General features: G+C 36.8%; 16 protein-coding genes. 5 read left to right on the top strand and 11 right to left on the bottom strand.

Annotation, left to right across the window (positions count from 1 at the left end; translation table 11 throughout):
* Positions 1 to 24 precede the first annotated feature (24 nt).
* The 5 genes from ACO052_RS08680 to ACO052_RS08660 all read right to left on the bottom strand — a co-directional run bounded on the left by ACO052_RS08680 (position 25) and on the right by ACO052_RS08660 (position 9,586).
* Positions 25 to 2,460, bottom strand: a complete 2,436-nt coding sequence (locus ACO052_RS08680) for an ABC transporter permease (RefSeq protein ID WP_422107618.1) — start codon at positions 2,458 to 2,460, stop codon at positions 25 to 27.
* A 41-nt stretch (positions 2,461 to 2,501) separates the two neighbouring features.
* Complete coding sequence (locus ACO052_RS08675; protein WP_422107617.1) at positions 2,502 to 4,898, bottom strand: ABC transporter permease; 2,397 nt, start codon at positions 4,896 to 4,898, stop codon at positions 2,502 to 2,504.
* A 54-nt stretch (positions 4,899 to 4,952) separates the two neighbouring features.
* Complete coding sequence (locus tag ACO052_RS08670) at positions 4,953 to 7,385, bottom strand: ABC transporter permease (RefSeq protein ID WP_422107616.1); 2,433 nt, start codon at positions 7,383 to 7,385, stop codon at positions 4,953 to 4,955.
* Between the two features lie 244 nt (positions 7,386 to 7,629).
* Positions 7,630 to 8,307, bottom strand: a complete 678-nt coding sequence (locus ACO052_RS08665; RefSeq protein WP_422107615.1) for an ABC transporter ATP-binding protein — start codon at positions 8,305 to 8,307, stop codon at positions 7,630 to 7,632.
* 28 nt (positions 8,308 to 8,335) lie between these two features.
* Complete coding sequence (locus ACO052_RS08660) at positions 8,336 to 9,586, bottom strand: efflux RND transporter periplasmic adaptor subunit (protein ID WP_422107614.1); 1,251 nt, start codon at positions 9,584 to 9,586, stop codon at positions 8,336 to 8,338.
* Positions 9,587 to 9,789: 203 nt separating this feature from the next.
* Between ACO052_RS08660 and ACO052_RS08655 the strand changes: the two genes are divergently transcribed.
* Both ACO052_RS08655 and ACO052_RS08650 read left to right on the top strand, forming a co-directional pair.
* On the top strand, positions 9,790 to 11,142 hold the full coding sequence (locus ACO052_RS08655; protein WP_422107613.1) for a sigma-54-dependent transcriptional regulator: 1,353 nt from the start codon (positions 9,790 to 9,792) through the stop codon (positions 11,140 to 11,142).
* Entirely contained in the window at positions 11,132 to 12,475 is a 1,344-nt protein-coding gene (locus ACO052_RS08650) for a sensor histidine kinase (protein WP_422107612.1), read from the top strand. Before ACO052_RS08655 ends, ACO052_RS08650 begins: the two co-directional genes overlap by 11 nt.
* Here the strand turns inward: ACO052_RS08650 and ACO052_RS08645 are convergent.
* Positions 12,459 to 13,487, bottom strand: a complete 1,029-nt coding sequence (locus ACO052_RS08645) for a hypothetical protein (protein ID WP_422107611.1) — start codon at positions 13,485 to 13,487, stop codon at positions 12,459 to 12,461. The genes ACO052_RS08650 and ACO052_RS08645 overlap by 17 nt on opposite strands.
* A gap of 87 nt (positions 13,488 to 13,574) precedes the next feature.
* Here ACO052_RS08645 and ACO052_RS08640 point away from each other — a divergent pair, with 87 nt between their 5' ends.
* The gene (locus tag ACO052_RS08640; RefSeq protein WP_422107610.1) at positions 13,575 to 14,303 is read left to right on the top strand and encodes a nitroreductase family protein; all 729 of its coding nucleotides are present in this window, start codon (positions 13,575 to 13,577) and stop codon (positions 14,301 to 14,303) included.
* Position 14,304: 1 nt separating this feature from the next.
* Here ACO052_RS08640 and ACO052_RS08635 read toward each other — a convergent pair whose 3' ends face one another.
* The 5 genes from ACO052_RS08635 to ACO052_RS08615 form a co-directional block, all read right to left on the bottom strand.
* Positions 14,305 to 16,281, bottom strand: a complete 1,977-nt coding sequence (locus tag ACO052_RS08635; RefSeq protein WP_422107609.1) for a cytochrome c biogenesis protein CcdA — start codon at positions 16,279 to 16,281, stop codon at positions 14,305 to 14,307.
* 136 nt (positions 16,282 to 16,417) lie between these two features.
* Positions 16,418 to 16,828, bottom strand: coding sequence for a rhodanese-like domain-containing protein (locus ACO052_RS08630; protein WP_422107608.1), 411 nt, complete (start codon positions 16,826 to 16,828; stop codon positions 16,418 to 16,420).
* A gap of 12 nt (positions 16,829 to 16,840) precedes the next feature.
* The gene (locus ACO052_RS08625; RefSeq protein ID WP_422107607.1) at positions 16,841 to 17,155 is read right to left on the bottom strand and encodes a rhodanese-like domain-containing protein; all 315 of its coding nucleotides are present in this window, start codon (positions 17,153 to 17,155) and stop codon (positions 16,841 to 16,843) included.
* Positions 17,156 to 17,273: 118 nt separating this feature from the next.
* Entirely contained in the window at positions 17,274 to 17,891 is a 618-nt protein-coding gene (locus ACO052_RS08620) for a thioredoxin family protein (RefSeq protein WP_422107606.1), read from the bottom strand.
* 133 nt (positions 17,892 to 18,024) lie between these two features.
* Positions 18,025 to 18,573 (bottom strand): TlpA family protein disulfide reductase, encoded by a 549-nt coding sequence (locus tag ACO052_RS08615; protein WP_422107605.1) that lies wholly within the window; start codon positions 18,571 to 18,573, stop codon positions 18,025 to 18,027.
* 464 nt (positions 18,574 to 19,037) lie between these two features.
* On the opposite strand from ACO052_RS08615, the gene ACO052_RS08610 reads away from it, so the two are divergent.
* Positions 19,038 to 20,438 (top strand): anthranilate synthase component I family protein, encoded by a 1,401-nt coding sequence (locus ACO052_RS08610; RefSeq protein ID WP_422107604.1) that lies wholly within the window; start codon positions 19,038 to 19,040, stop codon positions 20,436 to 20,438.
* A 1-nt stretch (position 20,439) separates the two neighbouring features.
* Positions 20,440 to 21,006 carry an anthranilate synthase component II gene (locus ACO052_RS08605; RefSeq protein ID WP_422107603.1) on the top strand — a complete coding sequence of 189 codons (567 nt, stop codon included), beginning with the start codon at positions 20,440 to 20,442 and terminating at the stop codon, positions 21,004 to 21,006.
* The last annotated feature ends 116 nt before the right edge of the window (positions 21,007 to 21,122 follow it).

The raw sequence follows: 21,122 nt of genomic DNA, 5'->3' as shown, positions 1-21,122 counted from the left end.
CACTTTTGATTCATATGGATCGATTTATTCGGATCTTAATACTTTTGCTGGGTTGATTAAGGCCGACTTCATAGCGTGATAGCTAATAGTCAGCAATGCAATTAGCATGACTATAACTCCAGCAAAAGCAAATATGGTCCATGATATGTCAATTTTGTATTCGTAGTCTTGCAGCCACTTGTACATCAAGAAATAAGCAATAGGGATGGCAACCACTAATGCAATCAGTATTAAGGCTAAAAAGTTCTTTGTCAACAATCTAAAAATGGTTTGTATCGACGCTCCCAGAACCTTTCTAATACTCATTTCTTTACTACGCTGTTCAACCATATAGGCTGAAAGTGCCAATAAGCCCAAACAAGCCACCAATATGGCTAGGATGGCAAATGCCGTAAAAATGAGTTTCATTCGACTGACGTTATCATACATTTTGGCGAAAGAAGCATCCATAAACTCATAACGAAATGCCATATTGGGAACAAAGGTTTTCCATGTCTTTTCTATGGAGGCTAATACTGAAGCTACCTCACCAGCTTCAATTTTAACCGATGTAATACTTGGACTTATTCTTCTGAAGAACGCTAGTGGTCTTACAGAGGCTTTCATAGTATCAAAATTAAAGTCCTCAACAACTCCAACAATTTCCCAAAGCTGACCATATCTTGAAAGACGCTTACCAACCGGATTTTCTAAGTGTAAGGCTTCGACCATGGCTTGGTTTATGATAACGGCTTGATCATCTGATACGCGATTCGCTATAAAATTACGTCCCTCGACAAGATGCATGCCCATAGTCTCTATGTAATCTTCATCAATCTCCCAGGACTGTCCAGGTACGGTTTCATCAAGTCCATCTCTTCCTTCATTTACAAAGCCATTGCCGTTTCTTTTTGTGCCGTCAATGGGTAGATAATCACTAATGCTTACATTACGGACTCCAGGCAACTTTTTAAGTTCCTCCTTGAAGGTTGTGATACGATCGTTTAACATATTCGTACTATAAATTTGTACCACCTGATCTTTTTCAAACCCCACTTTAGTATTTAGGATAAAACTCATTTGTTGATTGACAATCAAGGTTCCGACGATTAATACGACAGATACCGTAAATTGAAATACGACCAAACTACTTCTTAAACCAGCAGACTTACTTCCGGTACTCAACTTTCCTTTGAGTACATTTATGGGCTTAAAATTTGATAAGTAAAATGAAGGATATAATCCAGCCAGTATACCAACGATAACTGAAGCCCCCAAAACCGTAGGAATAAAGCCTAAGCTTGTCCAGGGCAATTCTAGATCAATTCCAGACATGGTTCTAAAAATTGGCATAATCAAGGCCGCTAAAGCCAGTCCTATAATAAAGGCAACAAAAGAGATAACCATCGATTCAGCCAAAAACTGTCCCACAAGTTGCGTTCTTGTAGAGCCAACTACCTTTCTTAAACCGACCTCTTTTGCTCTGTTAGCAGATTTTGCCGTCGAAAGATTTACAAAATTTATACTCGCGATAATGAGAATAAACAAGGCTACGATACCAAATATCCAAATGATTTTAATGTCATTTCGATAGCTCGACTCAAAATCGATATGTGCGGAATACAAATTGATATCCGTTAAGGGTTGCACTTGAATTTTAAACCGTTCGCCTATTTGTTCCCAACCTGCAAACCCTGCGCTCTGCCAAGCTGGTTTTATATAACGTTCTATGAGGGTTGTGTTCATCTTCTCTTCAAATGATGCCACATCTGTACTCGATTTTAATACGATATACGTGAAATAATTATTCTGGAACCATCGTGTTTGCTCTCCTTCGCCAAACTCCACATCGGTGAGTGTAATTAAAAAATCATAATCCAAATGCGAATTACTGGCAAAATCTTTCATAACCCCGCTGATCTCATAGGGGTCTTCTTTATTTCCATTTAAATACATGGTATGGCCCACTGGATTTTCATCCTTGAAATATTTTGTTGCCATAGGATTGGAGATGACGATGGTCTTGGGCTTGGCAAGGGCCGTAGCTGCATTTCCATAAACCATCTCAATGCCCATAATGTCAATAATAGATTGATCGGCATAGGTGAAGCCTTCTTCATGATATTGCATCTCCTGAGCGTCAAGGCTTATTTCATTACTACCTGCGCCATAAAAAAGTTGATTGGCCATCAATCGTCCCGACTGCTCGACTTCTTTAAAATCTTTTAAGACTGTTGGAGCCGTATTTGCTGAAAAATGGATACCCGTTTCTACACGTCCCTCCTCATAATATTGACCGATCATACGGTATACATTTTCAGAATTGGGTACCTCCTTATCATAACTACTCTCATGAAGAATATAAATTGAAATCAAAATACAGGCCGCAACACCGATACTCAATCCAAAAATGTTGATGAACGAGAACCCTTTATTCTTTAAAAGGTTTCTAAAGGCTATTTTAAAATAATTTCTGATCATGGCTTTTTTGATTTACGATTTTTGATTGATGCTTCACAACTTTATTCAGTTCTCAGTGATTTTACTGGATTCGACATAGCCGATTTAAAAGCATGGAAGCCAATCGTAGCTATGGCGATAATTATGGCTATACTGCCCGAAAGGGCAAAAATCCACCATTGTATATCTATTTTATAGGCATAGGAATTAAGCCATTGATTCATAGCATACCAAGAAAATGGTGTGGCAATAAAAATGGCGATGACTACTAATTTTATAAAATCCTTTGACAACAAAGTCACAATGTGCGTGGCTTTTGCTCCAAGTACTTTTCGAATACCAATTTCCTTAGTTCGTTGCATGGCACTATAGGTGGCCAACCCTAACAATCCCAAACACGCGATACCAATTGCTAAAAAAGAAAACAAGATGAATAGTTTTCTGAATTTAATGTCCGCCTGGTATTGCTCATTAAAAGCGGTATCCAAAAATTTATACATAAAAGGACGATGCGGAGCCATTTGGTTCCATATTTCACGAATTTCAGTTATGGTCCGTTGTAGGTTATTCGATTGCATTTTGAGGGAAAAATAGCGACCAACAGGCAAGTAGCGCAAGGTTAACGGAGCAACCTCATTATGGAGTGAGATATAATTAAAATCATCTACAACACCTATAATATTACCTTCACGCCCCCATTGCTGAAACTTTTTGCCTACAATATCACTGGGATTGGCATATCCGAAACTTTTTGCCGCAGCTGCATTGATGACCAGTGAAGAAATTGTGTCCGATGCAAAATCTTTGGAATAGGTTCTTCCCGCTATTACTTTAATGTTATAGTGAGGTACAAATGCCTCATCAACCTCAAATACAAAGGGTGAGAAATGTTTCATTTCGCCATTTGGGGTTTCTACTGTGGTTCCAGCAGCAGGAAAATGAGTACTTGGTACTGTTCTAGTTACAGAAACCGAAGCAATGTCTGGATGTCTCTTAAACTCGTGTTTGAATGCTTCCAAATTATTCAACACTTCATCATCCCAATTAAAATCTAAAATCAATTGGTGTTCTTGGTCAAAGCCCAGATCTTTATCCATCATAAATTGAAGTTGATTATAGACCAGAACCGTACTGGCAATAAGCGCAATGGATAGGCTAAACTGAAATACCACGAGCCCCTTTCTCACTCGTGCCCCAGATGGTGAGCTCTTAAAGGTTCCCTTTAAAACACCGATAGGCTTAAAACCTGATAATACAAGAGCTGGATAGCTTCCTGATAAAAATCCAGTCAATAACACCATACCCATATACAAAGCAAGGGTTGGAACGTTTAATATATCTTCGATATAAAATTCCTTACCCGTGAAGTTGGTCATCCATGAAAGTGATAAGAAAGCCAATACCAAGCCCAAAACTGAAGCCAGCAACACCAGTATAAATGATTCACCAAGAAATTGATACATCAATCCCTTTCGACTTGCCCCAACTACCTTCCGAACGCCCACTTCTTTAGCTCGCTCCAAAGACCTAGCCGTGGAAAGATTCATAAAATTGATGCAAGCAATAGCAAGAAGAAACAGACCAATACACCCAAAAATATAAAGGTTGGAAAGGCTTCCGGTTGTACCCGGTTGACGGACAGCTTCAGAATGTAAATAGCTATCTTGCAAGGCTTCCAGATGAAAATCGTAATAATTCTCTGCATCACGAGGGCCGAGATATTTATCTAAAAAATTGGAGGTTTTGGACTGGAAACCTTTTGGGTCAAAATTGTTGGAGACTAAAAGGTAAGTATAAAAATCCACATAGCCCCACCATTCAAAAATCTCTGGTCTAGATTGATAGAAACTACTCATAGACATCAAGACATCAAAATTAAAATGAGAATTCGAAGGCACATCGGCCATTACACCAGTTACTGTATAAGTTCCATCATTTGCACGACCACCAATACCCTCTATCGTTTTGCCCACAGGGTTTTGATTACCGAAGTATTTTTTTGCTGTTGTTTCGGTAAGGACAATAGAATAGGGTGTTTCTAAAGCAGTCTCTGCATCACCATAAATCAAAGACCAACTGAATACGTCAAAAACAGTCGCATCTACATAAAAACATTCGCTTTCCTGAAAAGAATTCTCTTCGTAAGTGAGCAGAATATCCGAACGACCCGAAAACTGCACTTTTTCTATAATTTCGGGAAAGTCGGACTTTAAAGCAGGACCAATAGGAGCATTACCCCATACCCATGGGTCTGAATTATCTGTATTTCTATTATGTATAACTCGATAAATATTGTCCGCCTTTTCATGATAGCGATCATATGAAAGTTCGTTTTGTATAAATAGTGCTATTAATAAAAAACAAGCCATGCCAATGGCCAATCCGCCAATATTTATTGCGGAGTACACCTTATTCTTCAACAAGTTTCTAAACGCTATTTTGAAATAATTTCTGAGCATGATTTCTAATTTTTTCTACCAAGTTTTAGCCTTCGTAGCAGATTCGCTTTTTATTCATTCGGTTCTTAATGAGTTTATAGGGTTTGCTGTGGCTGCTCTAATAGCCTGAAAGCTTAGTGTTGTTAGAGCAACGATCAATGAAGCCATGCCCGTTACTGCAAAAACCCACCAACTTAAGTCAATTCTGTAAGCAAAATCCTGTAACCATTTTTCCATGAACCACCAAGCAATTGGAGTTGCTATTACAAATGCCAACATGACGAGTACCACAAAGTCTGCGGATAACATTTTAACGATATTCATTACAGAGGCTCCTAATACTTTTCTAACACCTATTTCCTTTGTACGTTGTTCGGCGATATAAGTGGCCAATCCAAAAAGTCCCAGACATGCTATTATTACAGCCAGTAAGGCAAACGACAGTGCTACTTTCCCAACGCGACGCTCTTGCCTATACATGTTATCAAAGTCTTCATCTAAGAATCGATATTCAAATGGTGCTTGGGGAAATGCTGCCTTGTATTTATTCTCTATTGATGTTATAAGGCTGTTAATATCATCCGTATTGAATCTAAAGGCGGACTCCCAACTATTTTGATCAAGGCTAAAACTTAAAGGACCAACATTTTCACGTAAGGATTCGTAGTTGAAATTCTTTACGACACCAATAATGGTTAATGGGTAGGTGCTACCATCAGGATTAGAATGATATATTTTTTTACCGATCGGGTCACTATAACCGGCCAACTTAACAGCGGTTTCATTCAAAATAACCCCTGTAGAATCCGTCCCAAAATCTCTTGAAAAATTACGCCCTTTTATAATCTGCATACCAATGGTCTCCAAATAATCGTAATCAATATTCCAAAACTGCATGTTAAAACCGTTGTCTTGTGTCATTACGGCGTCTGTAGAAAATGTAGTATCTGATCTTGACGAACTCGATACTGGTAAAAAACCAGCAAAAGAAGCCGATTTAACATCCTTGAATTGTTGAATCTCATTCTTCAAAGATTCTCTCATAGGAAAAGGTATTCCTGAATTGTTAACAATGAGTACTTGATCTTTATTGAAACCCAAATTTGCAGATTGCATATGCTCAATTTGATTATAAATAACGATCGTACCGACGATGAGAATAATGGATGTGGCAAACTGAAATACGACCAAAAAGTTTCTAAGTCGATTTTTTCTATGACCAAGCGTCAATTTTCCCTTTAACACCTTAATCGGTTTAAACGAAGAGAGGAAAAATGCAGGATAAATACCGGCTAATAAACCTACAGCTACGGGCAACAAAACAAGAAAAACCAAAAAACTTGGACTAAAAAGAGCCCCCAATACCATCTCTTTACCCGAAACGCCGTTAAACCATCCTAATGACAGCCAAACAAACAAGAGACTCATGGCGATCGACAAATACGCTATTAGCGTCGACTCTGTTAAGAATTGCCATATGAGTGCTCTTTTTTCTGAACCTAAAACTTTACGAATACCTACTTCCTTTGCACGTCCTGAAGATCTGGCCGTGGTTAAATTCATAAAGTTGATACAAGCTATTAGGAGGATAAACAAGGCTATGGCAGAGAAAATATAGATATATTGAATATTGCCATTAGCAGCGAGCTCAACCGTTCTTGATGAGTACAAGTGAATATCTGTAAGCGGCGTTAAGGAATATTCTAATTTATTACCACTAGCTTCAAATTCTTCTATGCTTTTAATCTCCATAAACTGAGCGGCTTGAGGCATTATGTATTTATCTATTACCTCCTTGAAATTATTATTGAAAGCACTGTAGTCGGTGCCTTCCTTTAGGACGATATAGGTATGAAAATTGTGGCTTAAAAAATTACCAAAACCGTAATTAACATTGGCCATGGAAAAGAAAAACTCAAAATTAAAATGAGAATTCTTAGGGATATCTTCAATCACGGCCGTCACTTCATACAAGCCTTGATTACTGCCATCGGTTTCCAACACTTTACCTATGGCCAATTGGGGGCTTCCAAAATAGCGTTGCGCCGCCGATTCTGTAATGACTACAGTATTAGGTTCGCTCAGTGCTCCGTTTGTATTTCCTGCTATTGCAGGCAAAGTAAAGACCTTAAAGAGTGTAGAATCAGCATGTACTATGGCATTTTCGTTGATAAACTCGTTACCTTTCTTAATTAATTTAGAGCCTTGAGACGCATATAATCTCACATAATTTTCGACTTCTGGATAATCATTTAAAAGCGCTTCCCCCATAGGATCTGCACTAACAGCCATACTCAATTCAGTGCCGCCAAATATAATATCAGAGTTTATCCTGTAGATGCGACTTGCGTTTTCATGAAAACGGTCATAACTCAATTCGTCGACGACATACATCGTAATCATAATAAAACAGCCTATACCCAATGATAGACCGATAATATTGATAGCCGTAAAGCCTTTATTCTTGAGAAGATTTCTAAACGCTATTTTAAAATAATTTTTAAGCATGATTTCTAAGGAATAACTGTTCGTTTTTTGATTTTTTCACCAAAGCTTTAGCGAAGGTGAGTTGATGTGGTAGCAACACCTCAGTATAGATGTTTGGTTGGTTTTATACTGAAGTGCTGTCCACTTGGTTGATTGATTTGATTGGTTTTGATTGATGATTGATGATTGATTTTGATTGATTTTGATACTGAAACAAGACTTCGACAAGCTCAGTCTGACAGTTCAGCACATGTTGATGATATATTTATGTTAAAATGTTTTCGGTCACCTTCTGACCATCTAACATTCGGATAATTCTGTGACTATACTTGGCGTCGTGTTCGCTATGGGTTACCATGACAATCGTTGTACCTGCCTCATTGAGATCAATAAGTAAGTCCATAACTTCATTACCATTGGTACTATCTAAATTTCCCGTTGGCTCATCTGCCAAGATCAGTTTTGGTTTGTTCACTACCGCTCGCGCCACGGCTACACGCTGTTGCTGACCACCCGATAGCTGCTGTGGAAAGTGATTTCTTCGGTGCATAATTTGCATCTTCTCCAGAACTTCTTCAACACGCTTTTTGCGTTCAGCTGGCTTCACACCAGTATAGATTAATGGTAACTCCACGTTTTCGAAAACCGTGAGCTCATCGATAAGATTAAAGCTTTGAAATACAAATCCAATATTATGTTTGCGTAACTCTGAACGCTTACGTTCGTTGTAACCTGCGACTTCTTCGCCATTGAACATAAAGCTTCCCCCATCAGGATCGTCCAACAAACCAATAATGTTCAATAATGTAGACTTACCACAACCCGAAGGTCCCATAATGGCCACAAACTCACCTTCATTCACACCAAAAGATAGCTTGTTAAGGGCAATGGTTTGAACTTCCTCAGTTCTGTAAAACTTTTCTAAATCAGTAATTTGTATCATTGTATTCTTGTTTTTAATTGGTTGTATCTTATTTTAAAATGAGTTCTTCTACGTCACCAAAAGAATCATAGCTCGAAGTGACTACTTTATCACCTATATTAAGCCCTTCAAGAACTTCAAAATATTCGGTGTTTTGACTTCCTAACCTAACATCTACTTTGTAAGCTGTACTTCCGTCCTCGCTCACTTTAAACATCCAGTTGCCTCCTGTCTTTTGAAAAAATCCTCCTTTAGCGACCAATAGAGCCTCCTTTTCGGCACTTAAGGCGAGGCGAATCTGAAGATTCTGTCCTCTTCTGATGCCTTCTGGTGTTTCTCCTTCAAAAACCATATCCACTTGAAAACGACCATTGGTGACCTGTGTAAATACTTTTTTGATCACTAAAGTGTATAATTTGTTGTTCAGTGTAAATGTTCCTGATTGCCCAGTATATATTCTAGAAATATAGTGCTCATCGATATCCACTCTGACTTTATAGCCACTTGTCACATCGACTTGTCCTAATCGCGTTCCTTTGGTGATGGATTGGCCGATCTCCGCATCCAAAGAAGTCAATTGACCATCAATAGGTGCTCTTACCACTAAGTCCCCAACTTTTTTACGCATCAGTTCTAAAGCACTTTGGGTTCTGGAATAAGAATCCTTGGCCTGTTGTATCTCTAGTTTTGAGGATATGGAATCTTCTGATAATACCTGCTCTGCTAGTTTCATACGCTCTTTTTGGTATTCAAAATCATTTTTCGAAGACTCAAAATCCTGTCTACCAATAGCGCCTTTATCGTGTAAGCGCTTATTGAGATTATAGACACGCTCCGCTTCGATGAGACTATTTTCTACATCGGTAAATTGATTTTGTCTATTGATAGTATTCTGACGCGCCGCATTTTGAGAAATTTGCATTTGTGTCAATAGATTATATACCGAGGTCTCTTGATTAATGAGACTCAACTCCAAATCTGTATTGGATAGTCTTAAAATGGGTTCTCCCTTTTTGAGAATGGTACCATCCTCAACAAATTTTTCTTCAACACGTCCACCCTCCAGAGCGTCTAAATAAATCGTTGTTATAGGAAGTATAATACCACTCACAGGAATGTTTTCTTGAAACACTTCTTTTGAAACCGTATGTATCGAAATCCGTTCCTTTTGCACATTCAATTTAGAACCGCCCGAGGTTTGGATAACAACATAAACTATTAAGGCTATAATTGCTAGAATTCCTCCTATAAGACCTAGTTTTTGTTTCGAAAATTTCTTCTTTTGAATTGGTATGTCCATTTTTATTTATTTTGACACTTAATATATAGTGAAGATGATGCCAAAAAAATAATTAACTGATAATCAAATATTTAATGATTTTAATGAAAATAAAAGTGTTCGGTTTTGATACACTTTGTGTCCGAAAGTGTACACTTTACAATATTCATTTTTTTGAATTTATTAGCTTTTTAAGCTGAATATAAAATCGTAATATTGTAAGAATGGTTTTAAAAAACGCTAGCATATTAGTTGTCGATGATGACGCCGATGTCCTCAATGCTTTAAGGTTACTACTTAAGCCCCTTGTAAAAGAGGTCGTCACCGAAAAAAATCCCAATAACATCAATGCGCATTTAGAGCGTTCACACTTGGATGTTGTCGTTTTGGATATGAATTTTAGTGGATTGGTCAATACAGGTAACGAGGGGATTTTTTGGTTAAATAAGATTCAAAAACTTAGCCCAGAAACTTCAGTTATATTAATGACGGCCTATGCCGATATTGATCTGGCCATTAGAGGACTAAAAGAAGGCGCATTAGATTTCTTAATGAAGCCTTGGAAAAACGAAAAGATTATTGAGACTATTACCACAATTCTCGATGCTAAAAAATCACCTTCAGGTCAGAAAAAAAGCAAACCCATCAGCAGTGTCGATATCATTGGTAGCAGTGATATTATGAATGATGTTTTTGTAAAGCTCAAAAAAGTGGCACCCACAGATGCCAATGTCCTTATTCTTGGTGAAAATGGCACAGGTAAGGATTTAATTGCCAGGGCCATTCACGATCATTCTAATAGAAAAGATAAGCCTTTTATTAAGGTTGATGTTGGTGCATTGACCTCTTCTCTTTTTGAAAGTGAGTTATTCGGTTATAAAAAAGGAGCTTTTACAGATGCACGAGAAGACCGGCAGGGGCGTTTCGAGGCGGCCAATGGAGGAACCTTATTCTTAGATGAAATTGGCAATATCACCCTAGGCCAGCAAGTGAGGCTTTTAACCGTTCTGCAGAATAGGGAGGTTAATCCATTGGGTTCTAATCAATCCATTCCGATCGATATTCGATTGATTTGCGCCACCAATGAGGATCCAAAATCATTAGCTGATGAAAAGAAGTTTAGAAAGGACTTAATTTATAGGATCAATACGGTGGATATTATGGTTCCACCTCTCAGAGAACGCGGTACCGATATCACGGAACTATCTCGCTATTTTGTATCACTTTATGCTGAAAAGTACAATAGAACCCCTTTTTCGTTCGATTCGGGCTTTTTCTCTAAATTAAAACAGCACGACTTCCCAGGAAATGTGAGAGAATTGCAATACGTGCTAGAGCGTGCCGTAATTATGACGGATGGTCATGTTTTAAAACCAGAAGATTTGGTTTTTTCTACTATAGAGCGCTCCGCGTCAACTAAAAGTATTACCACATCGAGTTTAAATCTCGATGATGTTGAGAAAAACACCATTCTTACGGTTCTTGAAAAACATAAAGGCAATGTTTCCAAGTCTGCAAAAGAACTAGGCATCACAAGAGCTGCCTTGTACAGACGATTAGATAAATATGAACTTTAGAGCCTACATTCTCATATTATTTTTCCGAATTTTTCTCTTGGTTGGTTTAATTCTAGGGCTTCTTTACTTTATAGACAACAATAAAACGACCTACGTGGTACTGTCTAGTGTGGTGATTCTCTACCTATTAATTAATACCTACACTTTTGTAAAACGTCGTTTTGTAGCTATGGACGATTTTTTTGAGGCCGTTAAGTATCGCGATTTTTCGCGTTGGTTCCCCGAAGATCGAGGCCCAAAAGATATTCGATTTTTATACAAAGGATTCAATGAAATTAATCGAACTATTAAAGAAATCAACTCACAAAACCAAGCACAATACGTATATCTACAAAAGATATTGGAGATGGTAGATATCGGTATTATCGCTTATAATCTAGAGAATGGCAATGTTTTATGGAGCAACGATTCATTTGGTGATATTTTAGACGTGCCCTCATTTAAGAATATCAGATTTGTTGAAAACAGAAAACCGGAACTATTTAATACGGTTTTTGAGACCTACCATAGAGAACCTAATTCCATTTCCATTGCGCTTCAAAATGAAAGCATTAAAATATTAATTTCGGATACGGTTTTTCAGGTGGATGACGATGCCTTTAAATTAATCGTAGTTCAAAATATAGACGATACCTTAAACAAAAATGAATCAGAATCTTGGAAAAAGTTATTGAGTGTCATGACCCATGAAATCATGAATTCCATCACTCCTATTTCCTCATTAGCAGATACACTGCAGTCTAACTTAGAGCTATCCATAAAAAACCCGAAAGCACATGACCTCGAACTAGAAGACCTAAATTCGGGAATCAAAACCATTAAAAATCGTAGTGAAGGTTTACTGAAATTTGCAAAAACCTATCGTAGCTTAAGCAAGGTTACCAACCTCAACTTACAGCGCGTAAGGGTCTCGGAACTTTTTAACAACATCCAATTACTAATGGCGCCTTCTATAGAAGCTAAAAATATAGCTATAGAATTTAAAACTTCAGGAGCCAGACTAGAATTAGATATTGATACGCATCTCATTGAACAAGTATTAATTAACCTTCTGCTCAACGCTGTTGATGCTTGCAAACATAAGGATGACGCCCAAATCAAGGTACTGGCGTCCCAAAATCCCAATAGGGATATCATCATAAAAGTCTATGATAATGGTTCTGGTATTCCGCAAGATATCTTGGAAAACATCTTTGTACCATTTTTTACAAGTAAAGCCACTGGAAGTGGTATTGGCTTGAGTTTGTGCAAACAAATTATGCTGCTCCACAAAGGTCGCATTTTGGTAAAAAGTGTTGAAGGTGAAGGCACGGTATTTAGCTTAGTTTTCTAAATCCTCTAAGGTTAGTTATTTTTTTTAATCCGGCATTGGCTATTTCTTTTATCGTTACAGCATTTAAGGGAAACTCCAAAACAACATGCAACAAACTCAAAAAGAATAGTGCAATAATTCCCGTGGCGAAATCATATAAATATAAGGCTATAGAAGCCAACCAAATCAGAACTATATATTTTGTGCGTTTACTGGTTAAACTATCCTTCCAGCCTATAATAGATGTTTTAGAAAACCAATTGAGATAATGATAGGTATAGGCAAAAGCGATAAATATTTGAATTTTGACACCTGCTTTAGACAACAACGTAAAGCTTTGCATATCGCTACCTACTAAATTGGCCAAACTGTAATTAAGTGATACAAAACCACTACTCGAATACGATTCCTTAGTATAATCTGAAACGACATAGGCCGAAGGTTCTACGTCCAAAAAAAAGATAAAAAAAGGAATACTTAAAATAAGCAAAACACTTATGAGGCCAGGGAGACTTTTAGTTTTTAATAATCCATAAACCATGAATAACAACGTAAATATATACACATGGACAATAGTTGGTAAAAAGACTCCTATAACAACAATCATCTTGGGTATGTAAAGTGCACAAACTATAGAAATAATAATGCTCAGCGGTAAGGCGATGATTAAATATTTAATTTTTTGAATACCGATGAGGGCCAATGCAAACAGAAATCCAGAAAGCAATAGAATCGAATTCATGTTCGCCCCAAGCCCATCTAAAAACTTTTTAAATCCTTCAAGATGTTCCAAATACTTCATCAAAGGGAAAATTGAGATGATGATTGCAAAACCAATAAATACCCTTTTAATCTTGAGTTTTGGCTTTATAAAATATTTTTTATCATATAACCAGTTAATCTCTGTCAGATAATGTAAAGGTCCTAAAAAGGCATAAGAAAATAAGAACAGTTCAAAGGGTAAGTATATTGCTGCCACAAAAGCTATAAGGAGCAGTACAATATTGATTCTATCTATGGTCTCATTTTTCATACGGTGTTTCAAGATAAGCTTTATATTAAAATTGAAATAGATTCTACTTTATTCATTTATCTTGTAGGATATTTTTTATTGATTTTTATGGAAAAAACAGTTTCAGAAGCCATTGCATATAGACGTTCTACAAGAGTTTATAAGGATATCCCAATACAAACAGAGAACGTAAAGCAGTGTTTGGTCAATGCGTCCTTAGCCCCAACTAGCAGCAATCTTCAGCTTTGGGAGTTTTACCATATTACTGATAAAGAAGTTCTAAAACGTATGGTGGCTGCTTGTTTTGATCAAAGTGCGGCTAAAACGGCACAGCAATTGGTCGTCGTTGTAACACGTAAAGATTTATGGAAACAGCGTGCAAAAGCAAACATTGATTTTCTTCGTAGGGTTTATGATAAAGAACACTTAAGCGAGCGCGAGTTAAAACGAAAGAAAATGGCAACCAACTATTACAAAAAACTCATCCCTACGATATATACTGATCTTTTTGGCATCTTGGGCTATATTAAGTATTTCGTTTTTCAAGTCATGGGACTATTTAAGCCTATTTACCGTCAAGCGCGCCTAAGCGATATGCGCATTGTGGCGCACAAAAGTGCAGGCCTAGCGGCGCAAAACTTTATGATCAGCATGGCAGCTATAGGGTATGACACCTGCCCCATGGAGGGTAGTGACACATTGCGAGTAAAACGAATTTTGAAATTACCTCGTAGTGCCGAAATCAATATGGTTATTGGTTGTGGTATACGCGATGACAAAGGCATCTACGGTCCACGCTTTAGAATCCCTTTTGAAGAGGTTTATTTTGAAGTTTAAATTATTTATTGAAATTATCCAAGCCTGTTTTCAACCAGTCAAAATAGGCCTCAGCATTTGGCTCGTAGGCATTTGTAGCATTAAGTAGTTCCATATCGGCATTTAATAGTACATAGTAGGGTTGAGAATTATCTTCGAAATTCGTGGTTTGTAAGGCAGTCCATTTATCTCCTTTAGTCTCTATAGTTTTTACAGTACCATTAGATCTGAGATAATCAAACTGTTTTTCTTTTGATAGTTCTCTTCTATCATCCACGTATAATGAAATTATCACATAGTTATCCTTTAGCATGTCGTACACTTCGGATTTACTCCAAACCTGCTCTTCCATTTGTCTGCAATTAACACAAGCCCAACCTGTAAAATCTAGAAGTATTGGTTTATTTTCGGCCTTAGATAATGCTATGCCCTCATCTAAGTCCTTTGTGCAATTCAAATCAAGCGGACACTCAGAAGCCTTTTCATACAGACTGTAAAACATAGGTGGCGGAAAACCACTTAGTAATTTTAGATTGGCCCATTTGGTATTCGTTAAGCCTGGGATTAAATAAATTACAAATGCAATTACTAGGATACCCGTTGTAATTCTTCCTTTACCAAGCTTTTGCAACGGACCATCATGCGGAAATTTTATCTTACCAAATAAATAGAGTATCAATCCAATCCCGATCAAAATCCAAAGACCTATAAACACCTCGCGCTTCAGAAGTCCCCATTGTTCAACTAAATCGGCATTGGATAAAAATTTGAGTGCCAAGGCCAATTCTATAAAGCCTAATACGACCTTAACCGTATTTAACCAACCCCCGGACTTTGGCAAAGAGTTAAGCCATTTTGGAAACATAGCAAATAAACTGAACGGTAATGCCAGTGCCAAACCAAAACCGCTCATCCCCATAGATAGCTGCATGGCGCCGCCGTCTGCTGTTAATGAACTTCCTAATAATGTTCCTAAAATCGGCCCAGTACAGGAAAAAGAAACAATGGCTAAAGTCAAGGCCATGAAAAAGATCCCTATAACACCACCTATCTTATTCGCTCTATCATCCATGGCAGCACTCCAGGATTGAGGCAAGGTCAACTCAAAGTACCCAAAAAACGAAAAGGCAAAGACAATAAATATGATAAAGAATATGATGTTGAGCGTTACGTTAGTCGAAATATTATTTAAAATTCCCGGATCAACAGAATCTAACAAGTGGAAAGGAATACTCAACAATACGTAAATCAAAAAAATAAAGAAACCATATAGAATGGAATTAACGAGTCCTTTTTTTGAATCTTTAGCACTTTTGGTAAAAAATGAAACGGTCAATGGAATCATTGGAAATACACAGGGTGTAAGCAAAGCTATTAAGCCACCTAAAAAACCTAAAAAGAAAATACTGATATTACTTTGTTCTTCAACACTTTGCTTTTCATGCTTGTCCCATCCTGTTATGTTAAGATTTAAGGCCTCTGACAGTTGTTGACTCCTTTCATCTATTTCGACTGCTTTCTTCTCTATGATAGATCCATCTAACGAGATATTAAATGTAAAATCGCCGGGAATACATTTTGAGTTATCACAAGTTTGGTATTCTACAAAGACTTCCACCTGATTTAAATCAGCCTTTAATAAGGTTATTTTCTGCTTAAAGATGGCTTGGTCTTTAAACTTTTTGACATTCTCCCCAAAAATCTCATCAAATACAGGTGCTACATTAGGCTCCGATGTCTTGCCTTCAAGCTTGTAATTATTGTCTTGATTCCTGAACTCAAAAAAAGTTTCAGGGGCAAACCCATCTGGGTCTTGTCTATTTTGTGAATAGATGTACCAGCCTTTATCAATATTGGCTTTTAAAATGAGGTTAAAACTTGTATCAGAAATTTTTTCAACTTTAGATTCCCATTTTACAGGCTCTAAGATTTGCCCATATATATTGAATGAAAAACAAATTGCCAAAAGACAAAAAAGAAATCCTTTTTTAATAATCATATAAAATGTGTTATTATACAAATGTAAGTCTTACGACTCCATTAGTTTTTAAGAGTCGTCTAATTTATAAAAACCTAATGAATTTGAAATAAAATAGGGTGGACAAAAAAAACCGAACTTTCGTTCGGTTGCTATTTTAAGATTTTACTTCAAGTTTTATTTTATCAGAATGTCGCCATTTAGAAATGCCGCCTTCAAGATCATATACTTTTTCAAAACCTGCTTCTTTGAGTTTTTTTGCACATTTTGCACTTCTTGCGCCTCCTTTACAATATAGAATTACAGGCTTTTCTTTGTCTAATTTGGATATATCTTCGTCAAAAGTTGGGGAGCTAAAATCTATATTCTGAGAATTTACAATATGTTCTTGTTTGTATTCCTTTTCGGAACGCACGTCAACCAACTGAACATCTTCTAACTCCAGAATGGATTGCATTTCTTCGGCCGTAACAAGTTTGACCTCGGCATTTTCTATTTTGCTATTAATACAGCTGGTAGCAAAACCAACTGCTAATAACAAGCAAGCAATTATGATTAATTTTTTCATTTTATTTCTCGTTTATTCGTTGAAGGCAACCTCACCTTGCCATTCACTAAACCCTCCTACTAAATTGTAGGTGTTTTCAAACCCCATCTGGTTCATCACCGCACAGGCCTGTGCACTTCGTCCACCAGCCTTACAGTACACATAATAGCTTTTGGTTTTATCTAGTCGACTGACCTCATCAACAAAACCTTGCCCCCTATATATGTCAATGTGGATAGCCCCAGGTATGATACCTAGATCTATCTCTTCTTGAGTTCTAACATCCAAAACAACAGAATTATTGTCTGCTTCTAGTTGTTTTGTCCAATCATTTTGTAATAAATCCACTTTTTATAGCATTTTTATTGAACAAAATTAACATTTCCTTATGAAATAGACGAAAAAAAATCCGAAGTGTTACACTTCGGATTCAATATTTAACATAATTTCTTTTTATCTGCCTATTTTATGACTTTACCTTAATAGAACAGCCTATGGCTCGAGTCTGATTAACTTCAACAGCCTTTCCGTCTAATAAGGCATCAACCGCTTTTTCGACATACTTTTCTTTTACAGCTCCGGCATCTTTGTAATTGTCATCGATAGCTCCGATATATTTTACCATATTCCCCTTTTTAGTCTTCTCCAAAATATACACATGCGGGGTTTTGGTAGCTCCATACTGTGGATAGATGTCTTGGCCTTTATCCATTAAATAAGGAAAGGTAAATCCCTTTGCTTTCGCCCTTGCTTTCATAGACTCCATATTGTCTCCAGGTTTAATATCCGTATCGTTCGGCATAATACCTATTACAGGGTAGCCTTTTTTAGCATATTTTTTATTTAATGCTTCTATTCTATCTTCATAAGCTACGGCATAAGGGCAGGTATTACATGTAAAAATGACAATAAAACCTTTGGCATCTTTGAAATCTGAAAGCGACACCATTTTGCCATCGATATTTTCTAAACTAAAGTCAGTAGCGATATCGCCAATCTTGTAACCATTGCCATCAGCTTTAATTGTAAAAGCTGATACAACGACCGCTACGACTAACACTGTAAGTAATTTTAAAGTTCTCATTGTTTTAAATTTTAGGATTTTTATTCTTTACTAAGTTGTTCTTTCTAATACTGAAAAATATTTAATTATTAAGTCAAAGATGGTTTCTATCCATCTGCCTTTCGAAGTCTCGTGCTGCGTACTGACAGAAAGCTTATGGGCTTAAAAATTGTTTTAATTCAGTTTCTAATTCTTCTAAGGTAAACGACCTTTCGTAAAACTGTCGCTTTTCGTTATTATAAATAATAGTTGCTGGTAAAGCACCCGTCCATGCTTCATTAATTGCTGGTATCCATCTGTTCTGGTCAACATCATCAAATGCTACAACTTCGGATTTTAAATTGTGTTTTTTAATAAATGGTTTGAGCTTAGAATCATAATTTCTAGGAAAATCCAAGCTTACTAATAACACCTCAACATTATTGCTTTCGTATTTCTCTTTAATTGCTTCAAAATAAGGCAATTCCTTTACGCAGGGTGCACACCATGTTGCCCAAAAATTCACAACATGAATCTTATTGTCTGTTTTATTGATCAGTGGTTCTAAACCATCATAGTCATAAATCCTTAAATCAATATCAGATTGTGCATTAGTAACTGTAGCATCTTCTTGGACAGCTGCCACGGACACATCAACAGTATTGGAGGTATCGTTTTTGCACGATAAAATACAGGTCATTAATACCAATAGTAATCGCTTCATGCCATAAAGGTATTAATCCATTTGTAGCCCATTTAATAATTAACAAAAAATTATATGAAACATCTAATCCATACAAGGGATAGCATGATGCCTTTATATTTTACCTAATTATAATCAGAAATTAAAAAAATAAATATTTCAGGCTAAAATGTTTGAAATTAAAAATTATCGTTTTTATATTTGACCTGTAAGATGAAAACAATAATAACACATACTTGGTGGTGGAATTTCTCAAACTCATGTTCGTGAAATAATCCTTGGTACGTATCATATAAAAAGAGGCTTGTCATTCACGACAAGCCTTTTTCATTGTTCTGAATCACTGTATTATGCACTACCCCTTTGAAGGCGTTGTGCGACGAAAAGGCAGTAGAAGTTAGTGGAAGTACGGTTTCAGAATTTTACTAATAGTTAAAAATAAATGCATAAATAAAAAGATATCATGCGCAACGCGCGGCATAACTATGAAAACATTTAGTCTATATACACATTACAAAAAGATATTAGCTGATACCATTACACCCGTTAGTATCTACCTCAAAATCAGAGACAAATTTCCAAACAGTATATTACTTGAAAGTAGTGATTACCATGCCAGTGATAATAGTTTTTCCTATATATGCTGTAACCCTATAGCTTCCATACAAGTTAAGGACGGTGTTATTTCTCAAAGCTATCCGGATGGCAGTTCTAAAAACAACTTCGTAGACACTGTAGGTGTTGTAGACGAAATTCATAAGTTTACACAACGTTTTAAGGTCGATTCCAACAACGACTTTAAGTTTATCAACAACGGGATCTTTGGCTATACAGCTTACGATGCGGTTAAATATTTTGAGGATATTGAGATTTCAAAAAAGGAAGAAGCCATAGATATCCCAGACATCTACTATGCTATTTACCAGAATATCATTGCCATTAACCATTTTAAAAACGAAGCTTATATTTTTGCACACTGTTTCGATACAGAGAATAATATAGACGCTATTCATCAACTCATTAAAACAAAACCATACGCCTCCTATAATTTTAGCGACGAAGGTGATATTACTTCTAACCTTACCGATGATGAGTACAAACAGCATGTTGAACTAGCAAAACAACACTGTGCCAGAGGAGATGTGTTTCAGTTAGTATTATCCAAACAATTTTCGCAACAATTTAGCGGCGATGAGTTTAATGTATACCGTGCCCTACGTAGTATCAATCCTTCACCTTACCTATTCTATTTTGATTATGGAAACTTCAAAATTTTTGGTAGTTCACCAGAAGCCCAATTGGTTGTAAAAGACGGTAAGGCTGAAATCCATCCCATTGCCGGAACGTTTAAACGTACGGGGAACGATCTTAAAGATGCCGAACTTGCCGAAAGACTCATCAATGACGATAAAGAAAATAGTGAGCATGTTATGCTCGTTGATTTAGCACGAAATGATTTAAGCCGCCATGGCAGCCATGTCACGGTAGAAAATTATAGAGAAGTACAATTTTTTTCTCACGTTATACATTTGGTAAGCAAAGTAACCGGAATTAAAAGCAAAGATGCAGATACCATGCAAGTGGTAGCAGACACCTTCCCTGCCGGTACTTTAAGTGGGGCTCCAAAACATATGGCCATGCAACTTATTGAAAGGTATGAAAAAACCAGTAGAGGCTTCTATGGAGGAGCCATTGGTTTTATGGATTTTAAAGGCAATTTTAACCATGCTATAATGATCAGAACATTTTTGAGCAAAAATCATAAACTGTTCTGGCAAGCAGGTGCCGGATTGGTTGCAAAGTCTAATCCAGAAAATGAATTACAAGAAGTATATAACAAGTTAGGGGCTTTAACCAAAGCTATAGAATTAGCCAAAGACATTTAATATGAAAAAGGTATTAGTCATAGATAATTACGACAGTTTCACTTATAATCTGGTGCATTATTTAGAAGATTTAAATTGTGAGGTTACTGTTAAAAGAAATGATAAATTGACGATTGAAGAAGTCGATGCTTTTGATAAGATCGTCCTATCGCCTGGCCCAGGAATTCCAGATGAAGCCGGACTTTTAAAAGCCATCATAGCCACCTATGCTCCTACAAAAAGCATTTTGGGAGTATGTTTGGGACAACAGGCTATTGGCGAAGTGTTTGGTGGGACTTTAGATAATTTAGAGCATGTGTATCATGGGGTGGCCACTAATGTGACCCTTTCTGTTGATGACGATTATCTGTTTGATGGCTTGGATAAAAGCTTCGAAGTTGGCCGTTATCATTCGTGGGTAGTAAGCAATGATTTACCAGATAGCTTAGAAGCGACCTCTTATGATGCTAATGGTCAAATTATGTCGCTTAGACATAAAGTCTATGATGTTAAAGGGGTACAATACCACCCTGAATCGGTTTTGACACCAAATGGTAAACAGATTTTGGAGAATTGGGTGAATAGTTAAGGATTGATATGAGACAAGAGTGTAACACCTGTCTACTGAACAGACAGGCTAGACTAGATAAAATAATAAAAATTAAATAGATTACTGCCTTGCGCCACCGCTATAGCTTTAGCGCA

The organism is Winogradskyella sp., assembly GCF_965228925.1.
In the GTDB taxonomy this organism is placed as follows: domain Bacteria; phylum Bacteroidota; class Bacteroidia; order Flavobacteriales; family Flavobacteriaceae; genus Winogradskyella.
Note: the sequence above shows the minus strand (reverse complement) of the source record. Positions and strands in the feature narration are given on the sequence as shown.